This window comes from Pedobacter sp. MC2016-15 (assembly GCF_026239695.1).
GTDB lineage: Bacteria > Bacteroidota > Bacteroidia > Sphingobacteriales > Sphingobacteriaceae > Pedobacter.
In genome coordinates, this window is the sequence record NZ_JAPIVS010000002.1 from 294,138 (window position 1) to 315,759 (window position 21,622).

General features: G+C 38.9%; 21 protein-coding genes. 11 read left to right on the forward strand and 10 right to left on the reverse strand.

Annotation, left to right across the window (positions count from 1 at the left end; genetic code table 11):
• Positions 1–13 precede the first annotated feature (13 nt).
• Positions 14–838, reverse strand: a complete 825-nt coding sequence (locus OQY15_RS06015) for a glycogen/starch synthase (RefSeq protein ID WP_265788986.1) — start codon at positions 836–838, stop codon at positions 14–16.
• Positions 839–989: 151 nt separating this feature from the next.
• Here OQY15_RS06015 and panC point away from each other — a divergent pair, with 151 nt between their 5' ends.
• The 3 genes from panC (at position 990) to OQY15_RS06030 (ending at position 3,477) form a co-directional block, all read left to right on the forward strand.
• The gene (gene panC, locus OQY15_RS06020) at positions 990–1,829 is read left to right on the forward strand and encodes a pantoate--beta-alanine ligase (RefSeq protein ID WP_265788993.1); all 840 of its coding nucleotides are present in this window, start codon (positions 990–992) and stop codon (positions 1,827–1,829) included.
• Positions 1,830–1,873: 44 nt separating this feature from the next.
• Positions 1,874–2,224, forward strand: a complete 351-nt coding sequence (gene panD / locus OQY15_RS06025; RefSeq protein ID WP_265788995.1) for an aspartate 1-decarboxylase — start codon at positions 1,874–1,876, stop codon at positions 2,222–2,224.
• Between the two features lie 113 nt (positions 2,225–2,337).
• Positions 2,338–3,477 (forward strand): acyl-CoA dehydrogenase, encoded by a 1,140-nt coding sequence (locus tag OQY15_RS06030; protein ID WP_265788997.1) that lies wholly within the window; start codon positions 2,338–2,340, stop codon positions 3,475–3,477.
• Between the two features lie 11 nt (positions 3,478–3,488).
• Here the strand turns inward: OQY15_RS06030 and OQY15_RS06035 are convergent, their stop codons facing one another.
• A complete protein-coding gene (locus tag OQY15_RS06035; protein ID WP_265788999.1) occupies positions 3,489–3,833 on the reverse strand; it encodes a phage holin family protein in 345 nt (114 codons plus the stop codon).
• A gap of 105 nt (positions 3,834–3,938) precedes the next feature.
• Here OQY15_RS06035 and OQY15_RS06040 point away from each other — a divergent pair, with 105 nt between their 5' ends.
• The 6 genes from OQY15_RS06040 (at position 3,939) to OQY15_RS06065 (ending at position 11,667) form a co-directional block, all read left to right on the forward strand.
• A complete protein-coding gene (locus tag OQY15_RS06040; protein ID WP_265789002.1) occupies positions 3,939–4,286 on the forward strand; it encodes a hypothetical protein in 348 nt (115 codons plus the stop codon).
• 227 nt (positions 4,287–4,513) lie between these two features.
• On the forward strand, positions 4,514–4,978 hold the full coding sequence (gene rimP, locus OQY15_RS06045; RefSeq protein ID WP_265789004.1) for a ribosome assembly cofactor RimP: 465 nt from the start codon (positions 4,514–4,516) through the stop codon (positions 4,976–4,978).
• A 2-nt stretch (positions 4,979–4,980) separates the two neighbouring features.
• A complete protein-coding gene (nusA, locus tag OQY15_RS06050) occupies positions 4,981–6,216 on the forward strand; it encodes a transcription termination factor NusA (protein WP_090555589.1) in 1,236 nt (411 codons plus the stop codon).
• Positions 6,217–6,367: 151 nt separating this feature from the next.
• Positions 6,368–9,421 (forward strand): translation initiation factor IF-2, encoded by a 3,054-nt coding sequence (gene infB, locus OQY15_RS06055; RefSeq protein ID WP_265789007.1) that lies wholly within the window; start codon positions 6,368–6,370, stop codon positions 9,419–9,421.
• Positions 9,422–9,451: 30 nt separating this feature from the next.
• Positions 9,452–10,429, forward strand: coding sequence for a GDSL-type esterase/lipase family protein (locus tag OQY15_RS06060; protein WP_265789009.1), 978 nt, complete (start codon positions 9,452–9,454; stop codon positions 10,427–10,429).
• Between the two features lie 152 nt (positions 10,430–10,581).
• Positions 10,582–11,667 carry an acyltransferase gene (locus OQY15_RS06065; RefSeq protein ID WP_265789011.1) on the forward strand — a complete coding sequence of 362 codons (1,086 nt, stop codon included), beginning with the start codon at positions 10,582–10,584 and terminating at the stop codon, positions 11,665–11,667.
• Positions 11,668–11,688: 21 nt separating this feature from the next.
• Here OQY15_RS06065 and OQY15_RS06070 read toward each other — a convergent pair whose 3' ends face one another.
• Entirely contained in the window at positions 11,689–12,603 is a 915-nt protein-coding gene (locus OQY15_RS06070) for a glycosyltransferase family A protein (RefSeq protein ID WP_265789012.1), read from the reverse strand.
• Positions 12,604–12,702: 99 nt separating this feature from the next.
• Between OQY15_RS06070 and OQY15_RS06075 the strand changes: the two genes are divergently transcribed.
• On the forward strand, positions 12,703–13,713 hold the full coding sequence (locus OQY15_RS06075; protein ID WP_265789013.1) for a glycosyltransferase: 1,011 nt from the start codon (positions 12,703–12,705) through the stop codon (positions 13,711–13,713).
• Here OQY15_RS06075 and OQY15_RS06080 read toward each other — a convergent pair.
• Genes OQY15_RS06080 through OQY15_RS06105 form a run of 6 tightly spaced genes read right to left on the reverse strand, consistent with a single transcriptional unit; the run spans position 13,710 to position 19,907 of the window.
• Entirely contained in the window at positions 13,710–14,642 is a 933-nt protein-coding gene (locus OQY15_RS06080; protein ID WP_265789014.1) for a nucleotide-diphospho-sugar transferase, read from the reverse strand. The two genes, OQY15_RS06075 and OQY15_RS06080, sit on opposite strands and share 4 nt — an antisense overlap.
• Positions 14,635–15,777: a glycosyltransferase family 1 protein gene (locus tag OQY15_RS06085; RefSeq protein WP_265789015.1), complete on the reverse strand. Its 1,143-nt coding sequence runs from the start codon at positions 15,775–15,777 to the stop codon at positions 14,635–14,637. The genes OQY15_RS06080 and OQY15_RS06085 overlap by 8 nt, the downstream gene beginning before the upstream one ends.
• Positions 15,770–16,468, reverse strand: coding sequence for a glycosyltransferase family 2 protein (locus OQY15_RS06090; protein WP_265789016.1), 699 nt, complete (start codon positions 16,466–16,468; stop codon positions 15,770–15,772). Before OQY15_RS06090 ends, OQY15_RS06085 begins: the two co-directional genes overlap by 8 nt.
• Before the next feature lie 17 nt (positions 16,469–16,485).
• Complete coding sequence (locus OQY15_RS06095; RefSeq protein ID WP_265789019.1) at positions 16,486–17,286, reverse strand: glycosyltransferase family 2 protein; 801 nt, start codon at positions 17,284–17,286, stop codon at positions 16,486–16,488.
• Complete coding sequence (locus OQY15_RS06100; protein ID WP_265789021.1) at positions 17,273–18,058, reverse strand: glycosyltransferase family 2 protein; 786 nt, start codon at positions 18,056–18,058, stop codon at positions 17,273–17,275. Before OQY15_RS06100 ends, OQY15_RS06095 begins: the two co-directional genes overlap by 14 nt.
• A gap of 16 nt (positions 18,059–18,074) precedes the next feature.
• A complete protein-coding gene (locus tag OQY15_RS06105) occupies positions 18,075–19,907 on the reverse strand; it encodes an ABC transporter ATP-binding protein (RefSeq protein WP_265789023.1) in 1,833 nt (610 codons plus the stop codon).
• A gap of 207 nt (positions 19,908–20,114) precedes the next feature.
• On the opposite strand from OQY15_RS06105, the gene OQY15_RS06110 reads away from it, so the two are divergent.
• The gene (locus OQY15_RS06110) at positions 20,115–20,966 is read left to right on the forward strand and encodes a GTP-binding protein (protein ID WP_265789025.1); all 852 of its coding nucleotides are present in this window, start codon (positions 20,115–20,117) and stop codon (positions 20,964–20,966) included.
• A 2-nt stretch (positions 20,967–20,968) separates the two neighbouring features.
• Here the strand turns inward: OQY15_RS06110 and OQY15_RS06115 are convergent, their stop codons facing one another.
• Positions 20,969–21,622 carry a glycosyltransferase gene (locus tag OQY15_RS06115; protein WP_265789027.1) on the reverse strand — a complete coding sequence of 218 codons (654 nt, stop codon included), beginning with the start codon at positions 21,620–21,622 and terminating at the stop codon, positions 20,969–20,971.

A 21,622-nucleotide genomic window follows, 5' to 3' on the forward strand; every position in this document is an offset into this window, starting at 1 on the left:
ATAATACCTGAGTTTAAGCTATTGAAACCAATTCATCATTCGAGATCTCTTCATACAATGAATAGAAGTTCTCGAAATTTTCGGTTAAATTAAAAGCTAAAGTTGGCTTATTGGAATCTTTAACAAATTTTAACACATTGTCTTCAATGTTCTCATCTGCTAAAACTACTGCATCTGAGTAAGTAATAGCACCAATGTGCAGGGTGCTTGAAACAGGATTTTCAAATACTTTGGTGTCTTCTTCAGTCATGTTATTCATCACAGCTTTTTTATGCAGGTCAGCATTTAAAGATTCTGTGAAGCAACTTTCATAAACAGAATAAACAACCTTTGAGTTTTTAAACGTAGGATCGTTTTTGTAAGAAGTTTTGATGTACGCAGGAACCAGGGAAGTCATCCAGCCATGGCAGTGTACAATGTCCGGAGCCCAGCCTAATTTTTTAACAGTTTCAAGTGCTCCTTTGCAAAAGAATATCGTTCTTTCGTCGTTGTCTGCATAAAACTTACTCTCTTTATCTCTGAATACGTGCTTACGCTGGAAGTAATCTTCGTTGTCCAGAAAGTAAACCTGCATACGTGCTGCTGGAATTGACGCGACCTTGATAATAAGTGGGTTGTCATTGTCGTCAATCATGATGTTCATTCCCGATAAACGAATTACTTCGTGTAATCTGTTCCTTCTTTCATTGATATTTCCAAACCGTGGCATTAAAATGCGGATTTCAAATCCTTTTTCCTGCATTGCCTGTGGTAACTGACGGGTAATCTCTGAAATTTTGGTAAGTTCGAGGAAAGGCGACATCTCGTGTGTAACAATCAGTAGCTTCGTTTTTGCCATCTCCATATTTGTGAATAAATATTTATGTTAAAGAAAAGATAATCAAGGGGCAAAGGTAAGCAATTTATTCAAATTTATCAATATCTTGGCCTGATGTTTTGTTGGGATCATATAAATACCCAAATTGCACCCGGAAATATTAAAGCTCGGTTTGGAAGTTATAAATACGATTGCAGCATTAAAATTGTTGCTTCAGCCACGTAAATTGGCTAAACAAAAAATTGCCCTGGTGCCTACAATGGGCGCTTTACACAAAGGACACGTTTCTCTGATTAAGATTGCTCAGCAAAATGCAGATATAGTAGTATGTAGTATTTTTGTGAACCCTACTCAATTTACCGATCCTAAAGACCTAGAAAAGTACCCCCGTCCGCTGGAACATGATATTGAAATGTTACAGGCGGCTGGATGTGATTACGTTTTTATGCCTTCTGTTCAGGAAATGTATCCGGCGCCGGAAGAATGGCACATTGATCTCGGAAATGCAGAGTTTTTGCTGGAAGGAGAATTTAGGAAGGGACATTACCAGGGCGTAACGCAAATCGTGAAGAAACTTTTTGATGCCGTTGATCCTGATCTCGCATTTTTTGGCCAGAAAGATTTTCAGCAGGTACTAATGATTCGCAACATGGTGGCCTACTTTGGACTGGATCTTCAAATTATTTCATGTCCGATTATCAGGGAAGATGACGGCCTGGCTATGAGTTCCCGGAATATTCACTTATCTGCGGCAGACAGGCAAAATGCCCTTGTGCTCAGCAGGGCACTGCAATATGTGCAGGATAACTTCAGTGCAGGGAATATAAATGATCTGCTGGAGAAAGCTCACCGGATGATCAATGAAACTGAGGGGGTACAACTGGATTATTTTACAATTGCTGACACGGAGACCCTACTGCCCGAGCAGCAAAAAGGAGTTAAAAAACTGGTTGCCCTGGTGGCTGCTAAGGTGGGTGAGACGCGATTGATTGATAACATGATCCTCAACTGACAACATTTGCAGCAAATCCATCAAACTTTATCTAACTTTGCCCCATGATTATCGAGATATTAAAATCGAAAATACACCGTGTTAGGGTGACACAGGCTGAATTGAATTATGTTGGCAGTATTACTATCGATGAAGACCTGATGGATGCAGCCCAGATCATTGCTAATGAGAAGGTGCAGATCGTTAACAATAATAATGGCGCCCGTTTTGAAACTTATGTCATCAAAGGTGAGCGTGGTACGGGTACAGTATGTTTGAATGGCGCTACTGCCAGGCTGGTGCAGGTAGGAGATATTTTAATTATTATGTCTTATGGTTCTCTGCCAATTGAGGAAGCTAAGAAATATAATCCTATACTGGTATTCCCGGATGACAATAACCACCTATTAAAGTAAGATCCTTATTCTTTTTTCAGTATAATAAGCTTTTGGTAAAAATACTATGCAACCATAGTATTTCCGTTTGGAAATACTAAATTTGGTTAGATGTATTTTGCTAGATATAATTTATGCTATTTCAACTAAGTGAAGAACAATTGATGATTCAGCAGGCTGCCAGGGATTTCGCTCAGAATGAACTTAAGCCTGGTGTTATTGAAAGAGACGAACACCAAAAATTTCCGGCCGATCAAGTTAGAAAACTCGGAGAACTCGGCTTTCTGGGGATGATGGTCTCAGAAAAATTTGGGGGCAGTGGACTTGATGCATTGTCCTATGTGCTGGTAATGGAAGAGATTTCCAAAATTGATGCATCAGCTTCTGTAGTTGTATCGGTTAATAATTCACTGGTTTGTTATGGACTGGAAGCATATGGTTCTGAATTTCAAAAGGAAAAATATCTTGTCCCTTTGGCTTCGGGATTAAAAATTGGTGCCTTTTGTCTTTCAGAACCTGAGGCAGGCTCTGATGCCACATCACAGCATACCACAGCTGAAGATAGAGGCGACTATTATCTGTTGAACGGCACAAAAAACTGGATTACCAACGGTAGCACTGCATCCACCTATCTTGTGATTGCCCAAACGCATCCTGAGCTCAAACATAAAGGAATCAATGCTTTTATTGTTGAGAAAGGAATGGAGGGATTTACGGTTGGTCCTAAAGAGAATAAAATGGGAATCCGCGGCTCTGACACACATTCACTGATGTTTGATGATGTGAAGGTTCCAAAGGAAAACAGGATTGGTGAAGACGGCTTTGGCTTTAAGTTTGCCATGAAAACTCTGGAAGGCGGGCGTATAGGTATTGCAGCACAGGCATTGGGTATTGCTTCAGGCGCTTATGAATTGGCACTTGCTTACGCCAAACAAAGAAAATCCTTTGGTAAGCCAATTTCTGACCATCAGGCAATTGCCTTTAAACTGGCAGATATGGCTACCAAAATTGAGGCGGCAAGAATGCTGGTGTATAAAGCCGCATGGCTGAAAGATCAGGGACTTTCCTATACGCTTGCTGGCTCTATGGCGAAATTATATGCATCAAAAGTAGCCATGGACGTGACAGTTGAAGCTGTGCAAGTACATGGCGGCTATGGATTTGTAAAGGAATATCATGTCGAGCGTTTAATGCGCGATGCGAAAATTACACAGATTTATGAAGGCACTTCTGAGATTCAGCAATTGGTAATTTCGCGGGAAATCCTACGTTAAAGCGCGATCATTTAATCTTCGCTACCTGAAATCGCTCCAAAAACAGCCTTGATCAGGGCAACTACTATTGCTAAGAATGCTGCCGCGAAAAATCCGCTTGTATTGAATCCGGACATCATGCTGTCTACCAGAAGAATCATCAGGACAGTAATGATAAAGGACATTAATCCAAGGGTAAGGAAGTTGATCGGAAACGTCAGGATCCTTAAGAGCATTCCTATAGTAGCATTTGCCAGCGCAATCAGAATTGCTGCAATAATTGCAGTTCCAAATCCGGCAATTTGTACACCCGGAACCAGGTATGCGCCCAGCAACATAGCCAGACCCATCAATAAAATTTCAATAATCAACCTCATAATATCTAGTTTTATAAAATGTATAGTTACCTAAATAAAATACTTTTGGTATTCATTTTGGCGGTTTGTTTGATTTCCTGTTCGCCTGCAAATAATAAGCCAGTAATGATCAGGTTTTCGGCAGATAGCAGTGCTGTAATATTTTCAGGAACTGAACCTGCAGGGTTATTGCAGCTCAGGAATACTCCTGGCATTGATACGACCTTTTCTGAGATAATCTCTGTTGTTGAATTGCCTGATGAAAATGATTCCACTGGCGTTGAACGAACATGTTCAGGCGTCATTACCGTAGCTGACAGCACTATTATTTTTAAACCACTTAAATCATTCGTTAAAGGGAAAAGCTATCAGGTAGTATCTTACCTCAATGCCAGATTTGGAGATGCAGGAATGATGCTTACAGGAAAACTCGATCACAGATTGAAGCCCTCTCACATCATTTTGAACCGTTGATCAGGCAGAGGGGGGGTGGTCAGGTGATCAATCTTGGAGGTTTGAAAAACTTTTATTTATGTTTATCAGAATTTAGAAATGATTTTGTAAATTAGATAAAACACACTGAATGACTTACAGATATGGAAGGGGTTTTTATTTTTGAAATAAAATTCATACATTTGCACTGAAATAGAGGGTAAGAGGGGGCAGATGTCCCCTCTTTTCTTTTATCCGCAAATTGGTTTATGCAAGCAGAGAATAGAGTAAAAGAATTAGTAGAGGAAAAGATTTCGGACAGACCGGAGTTGTTTTTAGTTGAGGTAAAGATGTTGCCGAACAACAAACTTATAATTCATGTGGATGGCGATGAAGGAATCAGTATACAGGATTGTGCTGCGATCAGCAGGCATGTTGGATTCCATCTGGAAGAAGAGAATACAATAGAGAAGGCTTACAATCTTGAAGTTTCTTCTCCAGGGGTTGGGGAGCCTTTAAAGCTGAAACGACAGTATCAAAAAAATACCGGACGTGATTTGAGTGTTAAGCTTGCGGGTGGTGAAATCATGGAGGGTAAATTGCTGGAAGTGAATGAGACGGCAATCACGATTGAGGCTAAAGTAAAAGAAAAAGGTAAAAAAGTGCAGCTGGTTGCAACCAGCTTAGACTTTGATAATATATTAGAAACAAAGGTTTTAATTTCATTTAAATAAAAATGAGCAATATTAATTTAATCGATTCATTTCAAGAATTCAAAGAATTCAAGAACATCGACCGTCCTACGGTGATCAGTGTGCTGGAAGAGGTATTTCGCAGTATGCTGCGTAAGAAATATGGTACTGATGAGAATTGTGATGTGATTGTGAACCCTGATAATGGTGATTTGGAGATCTGGCGTACAAGAAAAGTGATGGAAGATGGCTTTTCTGAGGATGATGATCTGGAAATTGAACTTGCAGAGGTTAAACAATTGGATGCAGATATGGAAGTTGGCGATGACTACATTGAGCAGATCACTTTAGAGAGTTTTGGAAGACGTGCTATTCTAGCCGCCCGTCAGACACTTGTTTCCAAAGTACTGGAATTAGAAAAAGACGAAATCTTTAAGAAATATAAGGACAGAGTTGGTGAGATTGTAACAGGAGAAGTGTACCAGGTTTGGAAAAAAGAAACATTGGTACTTGATGATGAAGGCAATGAGTTAATGATGCCTAAAACTGAACAGATCCCTGCTGATTATTTCAAAAAAGGAGATACTGTACGTGCCGTAATTCTGAAGGTGGATATGATGAACAGTACACCTAAGATTATTATTTCGAGGATCGCTCCGGAGTTCCTGCAGCGTTTATTTGAAATTGAGGTTCCTGAGATCTTTGATGGATTAATCACCATCAAGAAAATCGTTCGTGAACCAGGTGAGCGTGCCAAGGTTGCTGTTGAATCATATGATGACAGAATTGACCCTGTTGGTGCTTGTGTGGGGATGAAAGGATCACGTATTCACGGAATCGTCAGAGAGTTGAAAAATGAGAATATTGATGTAATCAATTTCACCAACAATATATCATTGTATATCACCAGGGCGCTTAGTCCTGCGAAGATCACTTCAATTAAACTGGATGATGTTACCAAACATGCTTCGGTTTATCTGAAACCTGATCAGGTTTCTCTTGCAATTGGACGTGGTGGTCACAACATTAAACTTGCCGGTAAATTAACCGGATATGAAATTGATGTTTACCGTGAAGCTGGTGAAGAAGATGAGGATGTGGATATCGAGGAGTTCTCGGATGAAATCGATAGCTGGATCATTGATGAGCTGAAAGCCATCGGATGTGATACAGCGAGAAGTGTACTGGCATTGTCAGTAGATGAATTAGTAAAAAGAACTGACCTTGAAGAAGAGACGATCAAAGAAGTGATCAGTATTCTTCAGTCAGAATTTGAGTAGACGTTAACTTGGTCAATTAAAAAACAAATATATACGGATGAAGATTGCAGGGAATCTGTGATCTTCATACTGATAAAAAACAATTTGTACTGATGAAAAAACAAGAATAAACGTTACTTTTGTATAAGAATTAAGTAAAAATAGGAGATCAATGTCAGACGACAAACCAATAATTTTATTCAAAGCAGTTAAGGAACTTAACGTAGGAATAGCTACGGCCGTTGAGTTTTTGGAAAAGAAAGGCTTTTCTGTTGAGAATAAACCCACTACCAAACTCTCCCGAGATATGTATAATGCATTATTGAAGGAGTTTCAGGGTGATAAAATCGTAAAAGAAGAAGCCAATCAAATTGTCATTGGTAAAATTCGTCGTGATGAGCCTGAAGTAACTGAGAAAGCTGCTGAAGCACCCAGAAAGAATGTAGAATTTGAAAATGAAGGGATCTTAATTAAGAACCTTCATTCCTATGCTCCTCCTGTTGAGAAACACAAGGAAGAAGTGCCTGCGCAACCTGTTAAAGAAGTTGCAGCAGAAAAGGAACCTGAAAAGGTTGACGATGGAGCATTGAAAGGTGTTAAGATCGTTGGGAAAATCAACCTTGACGATTTAAACTCGAAAACGCGTCCCGTAAAGAAAGAAGAAGTTTCTGCACCTGAGGTTAAAGCTGAAGAACCGGTTGCTCCGGTGACCCCGGCAGAAAAACCTGCTGAAATTATTCAGGAAGCCCCTAAGGTTGTTCAGGAAGATGCTAGACCGGTTGAAAAACCAGTTGAGCAGGCTGCTGAGGTAAAGGCCGAAGTGGTTAAACCAGCAGAAGAAGTAAAAGTAGAAGAAAAACCTATACCTGTGGAATCACCAGTTGTTAAAGCAGAACCGGTTAAAGATGTAGTTGCACCAAAATCTGATAAGCCTGACGAAGTTGAGGTGATCAAAGCGCGTTCGGTGAAACTTTCCGGACCAAACATCATTGGTAAAATCGTTTTGCCGACAACACCTGAGCGGAAATCACAACCTGTGGCTTCTTCAGCAGAGAGTAATGACGCAAAAAGAAAACGTAAGCGTAAAAAAACTCCGGGAGCGCCTGGACAACATCCGCAAGCTGGTGGTCATCAGGGCACTGGCGGACAACAGGGTGCTGGAGGTAATGCGTCGTCTACTCCTGCAAGACCTGCCGGAGCACCAACGTTTACAAACAGACCTGATTTCAGGAACAACACAAATAATACAGCCAACAGGCCTAACTTTAGAAACAATAAACCTGGAGCAACAGGTGGTCCTAAAGAAGAACCTACGGAAAAAGAAATACAAGACCAGATTAAAGCTACACTTGCACGATTAAGTGGTGCTGGTAAATCAGGCAAATTCGCACAACGCGCGAAACTGCGTCGTGGTAAACGTGATGATGTAGCCCTGTCAGCGGAAGAAGCGGCAATGGAGCTGGAATCACAATCCAAAGTATTAAAAGTAACAGAGTTTGTTACAGCTAATGAATTAGCGAGTATGATGGACGTGCCGGTAACTAAAATTATTGGTACATGTATGAGTCTGGGTATGTTCGTATCCATCAATCAGCGTCTGGATGCGGAGACATTAACAATCGTTGCTGACGAATTTGGCTATGAAATCCAATTCGTGAAACCTGATGATGAAGGTGACAGCATTATTGAAGAGGCGGATGAGCCGGAAGATTTGATTCCGAGAGCACCGGTAGTAACGATCATGGGTCACGTGGATCATGGTAAAACCTCATTACTGGATTATATCAGGAAAGCAAATGTTGTGGCTGGTGAGGCAGGGGGTATTACTCAGCATATCGGTGCCTATATGGTAACTACACCAACCGGCAAAAAAGTTACCTTCCTTGATACACCGGGTCACGAAGCCTTTACAGCGATGCGTGCACGTGGTGCGAAAGTAGCAGATATTGCAATTATTGTTATTGCTGCAGACGATGCGGTGATGCCGCAAACTAAAGAAGCAATCAGTCATGCTCAGGCTGCTGGTGTACCTTTGGTGTTTGCGTTCACAAAAATTGATAAACCAGGAGCTAACTCTGATAAAATCCGTGAACAGTTATCAATCATGAATATCCTCGTTGAAGATTGGGGTGGTAAATTCCAGTCGCAGGAGATTTCAGGTAAAAGCGGATTAAATGTAGATACGCTTTTAGATAAAGTGTTGTTAGAGGCTGAACTTTTAGAGTTGACAGCTAATCCTAACAAACGTGCAACAGGTAGTGTAATCGAGGCAACACTTGATAAAGGCCGTGGTATCGTGACAACAGTCTTGGTGCAGGCAGGTACATTAAAAGTAGGCGATCCTATTCTTGCAGGTAGCTATAGCGGTCGTGTAAAAGCACTTTTTAACGAGCGTGGACAGAAAGTTGACAAGGCAGGACCTTCAGTACCGGTACAGGTATTGGGTATGCAGGGAGCCCCTACCGCAGGTGATAAATTCAATGCAGTTGAAAATGAATCTGAGGCCAGGGAAATTGCAAACAAACGTTTACAATTGATGCGTGAGCAGGGCTTGAGAACACAGAAACATATTACACTTGATGAGATTGGACGTCGTTTAGCAATTGGTAACTTTAAAGAGCTTAACCTGATTGTTAAGGGTGATGTGGATGGTTCGATTGAAGCATTAGCAGATTCATTACTGAAACTATCTACTGAGGAGATACAAATCAATATTATTAGTAAAGCGGTTGGTCAGATTTCTGAATCTGATGTATTATTGGCATCTGCTTCTGATGCAATCATCATCGGTTTCCAGGTTCGTCCTTCGTCAGGAGCAAGAAAGCTTGCTGAGGCTGAACAAATAGATATCCGTCTGTATTCTATTATCTACGATGCAATCAACGAGATCAAAGCAGCGATGGAAGGTATGCTTGCTCCTGAGTTCCAGGAAAAAATTACCGCCAACGTGGAGATCAGGGATACCTTTAAAATTACTAAAGTTGGTACGATCGCAGGGTGTATGGTCCTTGACGGAACAATCACACGTAACAGTAAGATCCGTATCGTTAGAGATGGTGTTGTAGTTTACACAGGTGAACTGGCTTCATTGAAACGTTATAAAGATGATGTTAAGGAAGTATCCAGAGGTTATGAATGTGGATTGAACATTCAGAATTTTAATAACATTGAAGTAGGCGATATCGTTGAAGCCTACGAACAAGTAGAGGTAAAAAGGAAACTATAAGTTTTAATATTTAATAATAAACACCCTGCCATGAATGCTTTGACCACAAGGTTTTTAATTCTGGCAGGGTGTTTTTTTATGCAGATGACTTTATCTGCACAGACCAGGTTCCCTGTTTGCGGCCCTCAGGTAAAGTTTTATACAAAAGACAGTATTAGAGTGATCACCTTTGGCGCGAGCACCGTAGAAGGCTTTCCAAAGCCTTTAAGCTTTCAGGCGCCATTACAGTCTTACCTGGAGAATTGTTATCGTGTAAAGCCTATAAACATATTTAATTTTGGTATTTCCGGGGAGACAACAGGTCAGGGACTTTTAAGGATAGATGCTGCCTTAAGTAATCAAGCTGATTTCTTTTTAATATTAATGGGCGCAAATGATGCGATCAGAATTGCAGATAATCAACAGCGTGTCAGCGAGACTGTTAATAATATGCGGATACTGATAGGAAAAGCCAAAGCAAAAAATCTTCCCGTTATCATTGGAACAGTACAGTATTTCGTTGAGGATCGGGGAACCACCGCTGAGCGTAACCTTGCTCGAAGACGCAATAGATTTATTGACCAGATTAATGGTGCTTACAGAAATCTCGCCCAGGAAACCAATTCCCGAATCGCTGATATCAATTCAACCATGGGCAAAGATATTTCGTTATATGCAGATGGTGTGCACCCTAACAGGAGAGGATACAATGTATTGGGTATCGTATGGTTTGATGCAATTACTCAGGAAATAGCTCAGAATTTTCAGTCGGTAGGTATAGTGCAAAACTATCCTAACCCGGCCAATAGCTATACTAGAATAGGATTCACTTTAGCATCAGCTGCGCGTATAAAAATTACAATGTACAATAGCGCCGGACAAAATATGGGTGTTATTTTTGATGATTATAGAAACTCAGGTTATCAGGAGGAGCAGATAACGACTTCTCAATATCCTGCCGGGATTTATATCCTGTACTATGAGTTACTGGGTCTACGCTTCTCCAGGAAGCTGATCATCCAGCACTGATTTCTGTACTTAGTATGTCTACAAAATTATCCTATTCGGCGTAATTTTTTGAGCTTTTATCTCATTTCTAGTGTTCTTCGGTATTATTTTTGTTAAAACTTGTACTTTTAAATAGAAAATGTCTCTATTTAAAGAATCACATTAACTATTAGATGCAGGAGACAGAGATTATATCCAATAAAAAGAATTTTGATTTCGTAGATACTATCAGGTGTATATCCATGATTGGGATTGTATTTGAGCACACAGAAGTGTTTGGGACGCCACAATATGAATCATTCTTTACAAGTTTGCTTCAGGTATCATTTATTCAGTTTTTTAAGTTTTCTACAATAGCTTTTTTTCTGATAGCGGGATTTCTTATTAATCATAAATTTACAGAATATACCCCCTGGCAATATTTAAAAAATAGGTTTAAGAACACAATTGGTCCATGGGCCTTCTGGCTAAACATTTTTATTTTAATAAATGTCATCAACCTACTTTTCATAGCTTATTTTAAATACAACGGTGAGCGCCATATGCCTTCTCCTTTTATTGATTACTTGCTCTCCACCTATTATAAGATTATAGTTGATACCAGTTTTTGGTTTATACTGAATTTTTTAATTTGTATAGCAATTTTGTTAGCCTTTAAAAGGTTTATATATAGCAAAGTATTTGGGGCAGTATTAGGAATATTTACGCTATTCTATAGCATTAATTTATATCATGGATGGATTATAACCCGTCATACTACAGCGTTGTTCGGATTCGTATTTTTTCTTTGGTTAGGAGCTTACATGAATAAACATAGTGATATGTTATTTGGCTTTATCCGAAAAACTTCTATTAGCTGGTTAGTAAGTATTACAGTTGTCCTATTTTTTGTATCCGATCTGGAGACCATCTATCTTAAAACAATTGGGAGTCAGGATCCATACAATACCTTGCACTTCACCAACATCCTGTACTCATTATCTTTTTTCCTCGTACTAATTAAAATTGGCTCAATTCCATCAGTCAATAAGATATTTCAACCTAGAGTTACAACCTTTGGTATCTATCTTATTCATCCAATTATTATTCAGCATCTGCTAAACGAATTATTTCATCCACTTCACTGGTATTTACAGTCATTGACGCTAGCTGAAGCCATAGGTTACAGTATTTTGAGATTTTTGGTTACCTACGGTATCACCTTTATGATTGTAAGTGGCCTGTCAAAGGGTAAGTTGAGTTGGTCAATAGGGCGTTGACACCCTTAAACATTAAACAAACTAATTTTGCCCCAACTGATGCCAGATAGCTGAAAGTAACATTTTATTGTAGTCGGCTTTAGAAGAGGGTGAACTCTGGAAAGCGTTTTTAATTTCCGATTTAACTTTGGATGGTAGTTCATGCTTTTGACTCCAGTATTTTTTGAACAAGCGCTTGGAGCCTTTTTTGAACTCGTGGTCAGTAATTAAGGTTGCTTCATGCATTGAGTTGAGCACTTTGACCGTCTCAATGATTTCCAATCCACTCTTTGTTGCGGCTCCCGTTATATCCTTATCATGCTTTCTGAAGAAGTTAAGCGTTTTTCCACTTACATGAAGGGTCCCTTGTTTAGCAATTTCGACCCAAAAGAGCCAATCCCCACAAAATTTAAACTTTAAAAAGTCTTTTGATACATGTTTATAAAGATCCTTTTTCCATAAGACCATGCTGGCATTGAATATAGAATTATTCATTAGCATATATCTTTTGATGTAGTCATGGCCTTCAATAAGCTCAGAAAGGTATGGATGCTGGGAAACCCACATTATTTCATTTGTATTGTAAACACAATAAGATTGACAATAGCTAATCACACAATTATTATCCTTATCAAAACCCTGAACCAGCTCTTCCAGCAGATTTGGTTCACACCAGTCGTCACTTTCTGCGATCCAGATCAGATCAGCAGCAGCGAGGGAAATCCCCCGTTCCCATTGCTTAAATGTACTTCCGCTATTTTCTGTATTGTAAACGATATGACTAACTTTGGAAACATTTCTAAAGGTTTCAATTATATCTCTGCTATTGTCAGTTGAGCAATCATCTAATATGAGCAGTTCAAAATCCTGAAAAGTTTGGGATAAAATACTATTGATGCGTTGTGCTAAGTATTCAGCATGATTATAGTTTGGTATAATAACAGATACTCTTGGCATTTGGATTTATCAAAATGAAAGGATTAAAGATACAATAGAAATGAGGATATTTTAAATTTTATCTGTGTATCTTTATTGTTTTAAATTTTAACAATCAATATGTCTTCTATTGCTGAGGTTGATTATTCAATAATTATATGTTCATATAATCCCGATGACCATCTGTTGAAACGATGTTTGAGAGCCGTATCAGCACTTTTTTTTGAGGGCTTAAGATCAGAGATCATTCTCGTTGATAATAACAGTACAGCTCCTTTGGCTGAAAAGGAGTATATTAAACAATTCGTTCAGGACACAGGTGCCAGCCTCTTACAAGTTAGTCAACCAGGACTTCGTTACGCGAGAATGGCAGCAATTGAGGCTTCGAAAGGGAAGTATGTTGTTTTTTTTGATGATGATAATGAACCTGATCCAAATTATTTACAGGAACTTTCTGCACTTAACAGGGATTTACCCACCGTTGCTGCTTGGGGACCGGGTATTGTCGATGTAGATTTTATTAATGGGATTAGCAAAGAACTGAAATCTTATGCAACTGAGGCGTTTCAAGACCGCCATGAGACCTCAGTGACCTATTCGAATCAGCACTCCTGGCAGCCTTGTTATCCCTATGGAACTGGCATGTGTCTCAGGAAAAATTATTTGATTAACTATCTTTCATTAGCCGAAAAGAATAAGTTTACATTGACAGGTAGAAAAGGGTTGTCTATGAGCAGTGGAGAGGATATACAGATGGTTCTTTTTTGCATTAGCAAGGGAGCCGCAGCCGGTGTAGCGCCTGGCTTAAAACTTACGCATATGATACCTTCCAAGCGCGCTAACTTCGACTATCTGAAGAAGCTGACTTATGGAACCAGCGTTTGTTATAGCACTTGTGTTTTTGAAGTGTTTCCAGACAGTATTCAAGAAGTAGAGAACAGAGCGGTCAGTGAAAGAAGGTTTGTGAAAAAGGCAATGAAGAAGTATTTCAAACTGATTTTTCAGAATGCTCCGGAAAAGACATTTGATTTGATCAATTATATAGGAGTAGTATCTGGAGATTATATGGTTTTGAATAAATCTGTCCCTTCGTCAATCAAATGGATTTTGAAGAAATTAAAAGCCTTTTAGCGGGTTTTTATCCATCTTTTGAATCTTCTCCTCCATGAATTATGTTTCCTCCAACGTTCATCTAGTTTAAAATCATAATTAAATACGGCATAATCCGCTTTTTTTTCTGGAAGGAAATATTCTGGATAGGTGATGTTAGCAATCTCCTCTAATGGAATACTGGCATATGGACTATCTAATGACACTGTGTGAGTGGCAGCATCGCCATAGCCTATATTGGAAATAAGATTTACATTGGGATTTACTGAAAGGCTGTTGTTAAAATAGTTTATTAATGCCAGCTGGTAGTCCCATGTATCAATTTTCCCTGACTTCACATCTTTGAAAATACGTACCCATTGTTCAATCAGAAAAGCATCTGTAAAGATATTGCCCATTTTCTCAGCTACTTCATGCTCATCATATCTTTTGAGATCTTTATCATAATCAGCCCAAACCCGTCTCCATGAGGCCCAGCCCCATACATGGGTTTGATTTCCAAAATAGATACTTTCATTTCCCCAGATTTTTCCATGTTGAAGATTGCATCCCGTTACATGTCTTATTCTGGTATCATACCTGAATTTTTCAAGGAGAGTATCACAGTAATGAAAGAAGCTTTTCGCAGGTAAACAATCGTCTTCCAGGATAATCCCTTCTTCTTCATTTTCGAAAAACCAGTCAATTGCGGAAGAAACCGCCTGCTTACAACCCAGATTACTTGTCCTTATTAGCTTTTTGACGTCACAGGGCCAGTCGATCTGAGAAACGACATCAATTGTCTGTTGACACAACAAAGCTTCCTCATGCCGTTCTGCACGGGGGCCATCTGCAGCAAGATATAATCGTGATGGTTTGGCTGCTCTGATCTCATTGAACACGCGCAAGGTCGTATCAGGTCTGTTGAATATTAAAAATAATACGGGGGATTTGGTCAAGTAATTATCCATTGTGACTTAATTTTAATGCCTGTTTGTATACCTTCATCGTTTCATTTGCAGTTCTCTCCCAAGTGAATTTCCCTGCCTGTTCTACTCCTTTTGTGATGTGAAGCTTTCTTAATTCACTATCTTTTAGCAAATCGTTTAATTTCTCTTTCAAGTCTGCGGAGTTATTGGATTCGAAATATATCCCCGCATCGCCAGCAACCTCAGGGAATGAACTATTATTGGTTAGGATTACAGGGCATCCTGCAGCCATAGCTTCTAATACCGGGATTCCAAAACCCTCATATTCTGAAGGAAAGACAAAACATAATGCATTTTGATAAAAACCTGCAAGCTCTTTGTCTTCAAAGTTTTTCTGCAGTACTCGCCCTCTAAGTCCGAGCTGATCAATTAGAGATAGTTCCTCTGGACTCAAAGGATTACCACCAGCGCAGAAGATATAAATGTCTGGGTACTGTTGCATAATAGGAACAATGGCTTTGACAAAAAAATTGAAGTTTTTATACACAGATCTTTTTCCAACGAAAAGTATGTATTTCTCTGGCAGGTTCTGATTTAGTATTGTTTGATGTGTAATTGTATGTGCCAGGTAAACGACCTCTATTTTCTCAGCATCAATATGAGGATAAAAATGGAGCAGATCTTTTTTTGTGTTTTCGGAAATGGCAATTATTTTGGTAGCAGCTTCAATTAGTAGCTTTTTATTGTGAATAGTTTCAGGCTCACTGGTAAAATAATGTGGGTACAATTCATGAATCATATCATGTACCGTAAGCACAAAAGGTTTATTTTTCAAGTGTACCAAGAAGTATGGGTCATAATAAGTTGGAATAAACAGATCCATTTTCTGTTCTTCCAATAGGCTTATCGTATTTTGAATGCTTTTTCTTTTTAATTTTCTGGGAAGAAAAGGCCGGAAGATTTTACTGTTTCTTATAAAAAACTCATTTTTTTTTTGAAAGCTGGCCTCAAAAAAAACACTTTCCTTAAAATATAGATTGTCTGTATAAAGCAGGGGGAATTTAATCTTCAGGTCTCTGTTCTTTAAAAACTCGGTGTAAAGTTCTATGAAATATCTGGATATCCCTCCAAATTCTTGGTGATCGAAGATTTGTGTATCAAGAAGTATCTTAGTCATCTTTACTTGTTTTTCGGTATAACTTTAATTTCAATTCCCTGAATAGAAGCCTGATGAAAGCATTGGGGCCAAGATATTTCCAAACTATTTTGTGTTTTTCTTTCAAAAATTGGATATCATAAGTAGTAGAGGAAATTCCTTGCAACCCAAAAGTGGCTATCAAATGGTTTTTATAAATGAATTGAAATGAAGGATCATTCCAACATTGAATATTTAAATACCAATCTGCCCATACTGGGAATTTTAAGTCGTATTGGTATTTCTTAAATACAGAAGCGGGATAAAATATTGCCTGGTGGCAAATATTCAATTTTGCCAGCCGGTATGAAGAATACTGATCTTTGTAAATTATATCATTTACATTGACCATCCCATAATAGATTGCATTTGGAATGGTCATTTCTGCAATCATCTGTTTAAAACCATCTTCAAGAAGATCATCTGCACCTAAAAAAAGTACCCAATCGCCCTTGACATAACCTATTCCCTTGTTCATTGCGTCGTAGATACCGTTATCTGGTTCCGATACCCAGTGATCAACGAGGTCTCCATATTCATTGATGATGTCAATTGTCTGATCTTTACTGCCTCCATCAATGATGATTAATTGGAGGTTAGAACAATTCTGTTGTTTAACTCTGTCTAAACAGCTCCGAAGATGCCTTGCAGCATTATAGGTTACAATGATCAACGAGATAGTGGGTTCTCTCATAACAAATATTGGCTCAATCCTTTTGTACAATAAGTCAATTTATTCAAAGCAGTTTGTTTTAGGAGCTCATCATTGATATTTAATCCTGTCCGGGTTTTTTCCGGATGATATATATGAAAAACTATTCCAGAAAATTTAATAACTCTTTTTTCAACACCAGAGTTGATCAATCTCAGCCCAATTTCATTATCTTCCCTTCCCCATCCTGTAAATGCTTCGTTATAACCATTTACCTTAATCAGGTCTGACCGCCAGAATGCCATATTGCAACCCCGTAAATAATAAACGTCGTCATTTTTATACGTTTCCAATCTTTTTGACAGAAACGGGATGCGCAAGCCATTCGCTACATTGGTAAGTCCTTTTGTGAAGAGGGAAATTTTTGTTTGATGTGTCTTTAATAATTTTTTAGAGAGTTCTTTCTTCATAATAACTCTACTTCCACTGACAAAACTGTTCTTTTTGCTGAAAATGATGTGATCTTCGATATAATGTCTCTCCAAGATCAGATCTCCATCAATCTGGATGATATAATCTCCAGTGGCAGCGGCAATTGCTTTATTCCTTATTTTTGATAATTGAAAACCCTCGTCTTCCTGCCATACATGCTTTAGAGGTACAGGAAAGCTCTTCGCATAATGCAAGATTAATTCTTCGGTTTCGTGAGTAGAACCATCGTCTGCGATAACAACCTCTGAAGGCACCACTGTCTGGCGTAAAACACTTTCCAGACAAAGGTTGAGTGCGTCCGGCCAGTTGTAAGTGGAGATGATCAAAGAAACCTTAAGATTGTTCATAACCGTTGTGACAGAATTTTAATTTATTATTCAAAGTATGTATAACTGTTTCTGCATGGCTGGATTCATTTGCAAGTGATGATTGGTCGTGAGACAAATGATACTGTACAGCCTTAAATTTTATTGCAATTTTTTGTTTTTGATTATTTACGAATCTGGCAGCCAGCTCCTCATCTTCGTGCCCCCAGCCCTCGAGATCATTACTATATCCATTCACTAATACAAAATCTGATTTCCAAAAGGCAAGATTACTTCCTCTCACACTTTGTGAGTTGTTGCTTTTCTTTTTAAATAAGAAAGATAAAATTGGAAAGCGAATCGCATTGAATCTGTTAATCAGTCCCTTTGAGAAAAAATTAAAATCTATATGAGAGTTTTTATATAGATAAGGTAGTAATTTTTGATCAATATGTGCACGGGTTCCTCTTATGAATACATCAGGTTCCGCTAAACTTTGATGATCCTGTATAAAATGTTTGTTAAGGATAACATCTCCGTCGATCTGTACAATATAAGTTCCTGAGGATTGTTTAATTGCCTTATTTAAGATGAGAGTCTTTCTAAAACCTAAATCCTCATGCCAAATATGTAGCAGAGGAACTGGGAAGTGTTTTTTGATATCATCTATAACTTGCCTTGTAGGCAGAGCAGAGCCATCATCGGCGATAATAACCTCAGAGGGCAGCACAGTTTGCTCCCTGATACTGAGCAGGCATAATCTGAGCGCTTCCGGCCAGTTATACGTAGAAACGATGAGTGTTATATCAGGCATATGATGCTGTTAGTAATTATTCTGCAAAGGTCTGCATATCTATTAATCGTTTGTAGAGACCACTCTTATTCAGCAATTCTAGATGGCTGCCTTTTTCCAGGACCCTGCCATTTTCAATTACAATGATTATATCCGCATGCTGAATTGTACTTAGGCGGTGAGCAATAACAATTGATGTTCGGTTTTTCATCAAGTTGTTTAGTGCTTCCTGAACAAGCTTCTCAGATTCAGTATCAAGAGCAGATGTGGCTTCATCGAGCAGCATGATGGGAGGGTTTGCCAAAACAGCTCTGGCAATGCAAACCCTTTGGCGCTGTCCTCCTGAAAGGCGGTTACCTCTGTCCCCCACAAAAGTCTGGTATCCATTTTCAGCTTGTAGGATAAACTCATGTGCATTGGCAATCTTTGCGGCTGCTATTACTTCTTCTTCTGATGCATCTGGTCTCGCATAAGCGATATTATTAAAGATTGTGTCATTGAAGAGGAATGACTCTTGATTAACAGTTCCAAGCTGTTGTCTCAGACTCTCTACATTCACGTCTCTCAGATCAAGACCATCAATTTTCAGAGATCCTGATTTTGGGTCATTAAAACGAGGTATCAAATCCATTATAGTACTTTTCCCACCACCAGATGGGCCAACCAACGCAATAGTCTTGCCTTTCTCCACTTCAAAACTTACATCTTTCAACACCTGCTTGTCTCCATAAAAGAAATTTACATTCTCAAATGATAGCTTTTTATTGAACTCAGTTAATACTACGGCATCTTTTTTATCGGTTAGTTCCGGTTTAGTATCAATCAGTTCAATAACCCTTTCTCCTGCAGCTATCCCTGTATGTATAGAGCTAAATGAATCGCTGATTGCTTTTACAGGCTGCATCACCTGGGAGAAAACAGCAATGTACATGATAAACTCAGAAGGTGTAAATTCGGTACTCTGGCCACTAATCACAAGCTGGCCTCCGTACAGTACAATCAGTACAACTACCAGAACACCCAAGGATTGAGACACAGGCGAGGCCAGCTGTTGTCTCCTGACCATCTTCCTGTTGATATTGGAATAATATTCGTTTTCATGCTGGAATTTACTTTTGGCTCTTTCAGTTGCGTTGAAAGCTTTGACAATCTTAATCCCGCTTAATGACTCATCAAGGAAACCAATCATTTTTGCAAAAGATTCATGTGCCGCGGTTGCCTGGGCTTTGAGACGTTTTACAATTTTACTGATGATAAATCCTGATACTGGGATAACCAACAATGAAAAAAGAGTGAGTTTTACCGAGATGCTAAGAAGAACTATCACATAAAATATCAGTTGCAGAGGTTCTTTAAATGCAACTTGAAGCGTATTGGTAACCGTAAATTGAACAACCTGGACATCTGAAGCTACTTTTGAAATAATATCTCCTTTTCTTTCGCTGTTGAAATATCCAAGATGCAAGTCCATTACATTATTATAAACTGTTTTTCTAAGATTCAGTAAAGTATGCACTCTCAAGTCCTCCATGAACCTTTGTGAAAGATAGCGGAATAAATTTGACAACAGTACTGAGGCCAGGATCACAGTACAAACTAACTCCAATGTCTCCGTTTTACCATGGGTATTGATGGAATAATCTATATAATTTCTGAACCTTGCAAGAAAATCAAAAGATGATGCTACCTTTTCTATGCTATTACTGTTGACCGGCTCTGATCTGTTTACAAACAGAGTATCTAGTAATGGGGCTAGCAGGGTGAAGTTAAAAGTATTGAAAAATACCGATAAAAGGGTAGCTATAATGTATGGAATCGCAAACTTTTCTATGGGTTTGGCGAATGATAATAGTCTGAAATAGGTCTTCATTTAAACTTGAAAATTTAGCGAAGGTACGAAATTAGTATTTGTAATATCCAATGTTGCATTTGAGCAGGTTTCAATCCAATTCTGAAGCTTCAATATATACAGATTATTTATTTTGCAGGTGCAGATATATTCTGGTTCTTTGCAGGAAGGGAGGTTACCATGAGAACAACGTCACAACTTTTATCTGGAATAAAAAATGGAGATTATTTGTCTTTGGCCAGAGGACTGACTTTAGTTGAAAATGAACTGCCGGGAAGTGGATCACTGTTAAAGAATCTGGATGTCAATCATGATATTCCCGTAGTTGGAATTACCGGTCCACCCGGTGCTGGAAAAAGTACGCTGGTGAATGCCATGATAGGAATATGGAGTGCTGAAGGTAAGAAGATTGCCGTGCTGGCAGTAGATCCCACCTCTCCGTTTAATCTGGGCTCACTTCTTGGTGACAGGATACGAATGTCTACGCATTTTAATAATCCTGATGTTTATATCCGATCTGTTGCTACCCGCGGTTCGGTGGGTGGGCTTGCAGGAAAAATTATTGAGATGACTGATATATTAAGATCTTCCAATTTTGATGTTATCCTGATAGAAACTGTGGGCGTGGGACAGTCAGAGATTGAAATTGCCGGTTTGGCAGATTTTACTATGATCGTTTTGGTACCCGAAGCCGGTGATGAAATTCAGCATATCAAGTCCGGATTGATGGAAATAGGCAATGCTTTTATTGTGAACAAGGCGGACAGGGATGGAGCGGAGTCTTTTGCCAACCGGTTGAGCAAATCACTGCACCATCGCGCAGATCCTGTTCCAGTTTTTAAAACTATAGCAGATAAGAATTCAGGTATTGAAGAAATATTGCAGTGGTTAAGCACAGCAAACATCAGGGATAATGTAAGAAGATTATTTCTGTATGCAGAAAAAGCCTATAAGCTAATACAGCATAAGCGCATGCAAGATGTATCAAAAACTGACCTACAGGATCATCTTTCGTCCTCCTATCTCAACTCAGATTTTAATCTTTACCGCTTTATAGAACAGTACGATCATAAGTGCTGAGCTTACTTGAGTACTGTTGAGCTCAGCTGTTTCTTCTTCCAATGATCTTCCCTGCTACTGTAAAGAAAGAATTTAGCCCACTTGTATTTATCTTTTAAATGTGGTGCATATTCTATACCTAATGTCCTGTGTGGTATATCAGGGTCATTTGCCAGACACTCCCTGATTGCCATCGAATAAACGGTAGGTCCTGTCATCTTATGCACATCATGAGGGTATCTGTTTTGGGCAATATTATCCAGTATCATTTCCATTGTTCTTTTCAAAAATGGGTGACCAGCTTGATAGATCATAGCCCATTGTACAAAAAAAGCCGGATTTTTTTCTGGTGAAAGGAGTGCCTGGTCGTCAGGTTTGATAAAATCATCAAGACGGCTCTTTACACTGCAGTCAATATCAAGATATACTCCTCCCTTTTTATAAAGTACAGCATATCTGAAAAAATCTGCTTTGGCGGCGCCGATGTTGAGCCTGCTATAGAGCTCAAAAACTTCAGGGTCAAATTCATCTTTAAGAAATCTGGCTATGCGGGCATCATCATAGAACTCGTATGTATAGGCAGGATTTTTTTTCCTGAGCCTGGAGATATGCAAGCGGGGAATTAAAGGCAGTTTCGAAGACTTAAAGGTTTGATGTATGATTTTTGGTATTGACAT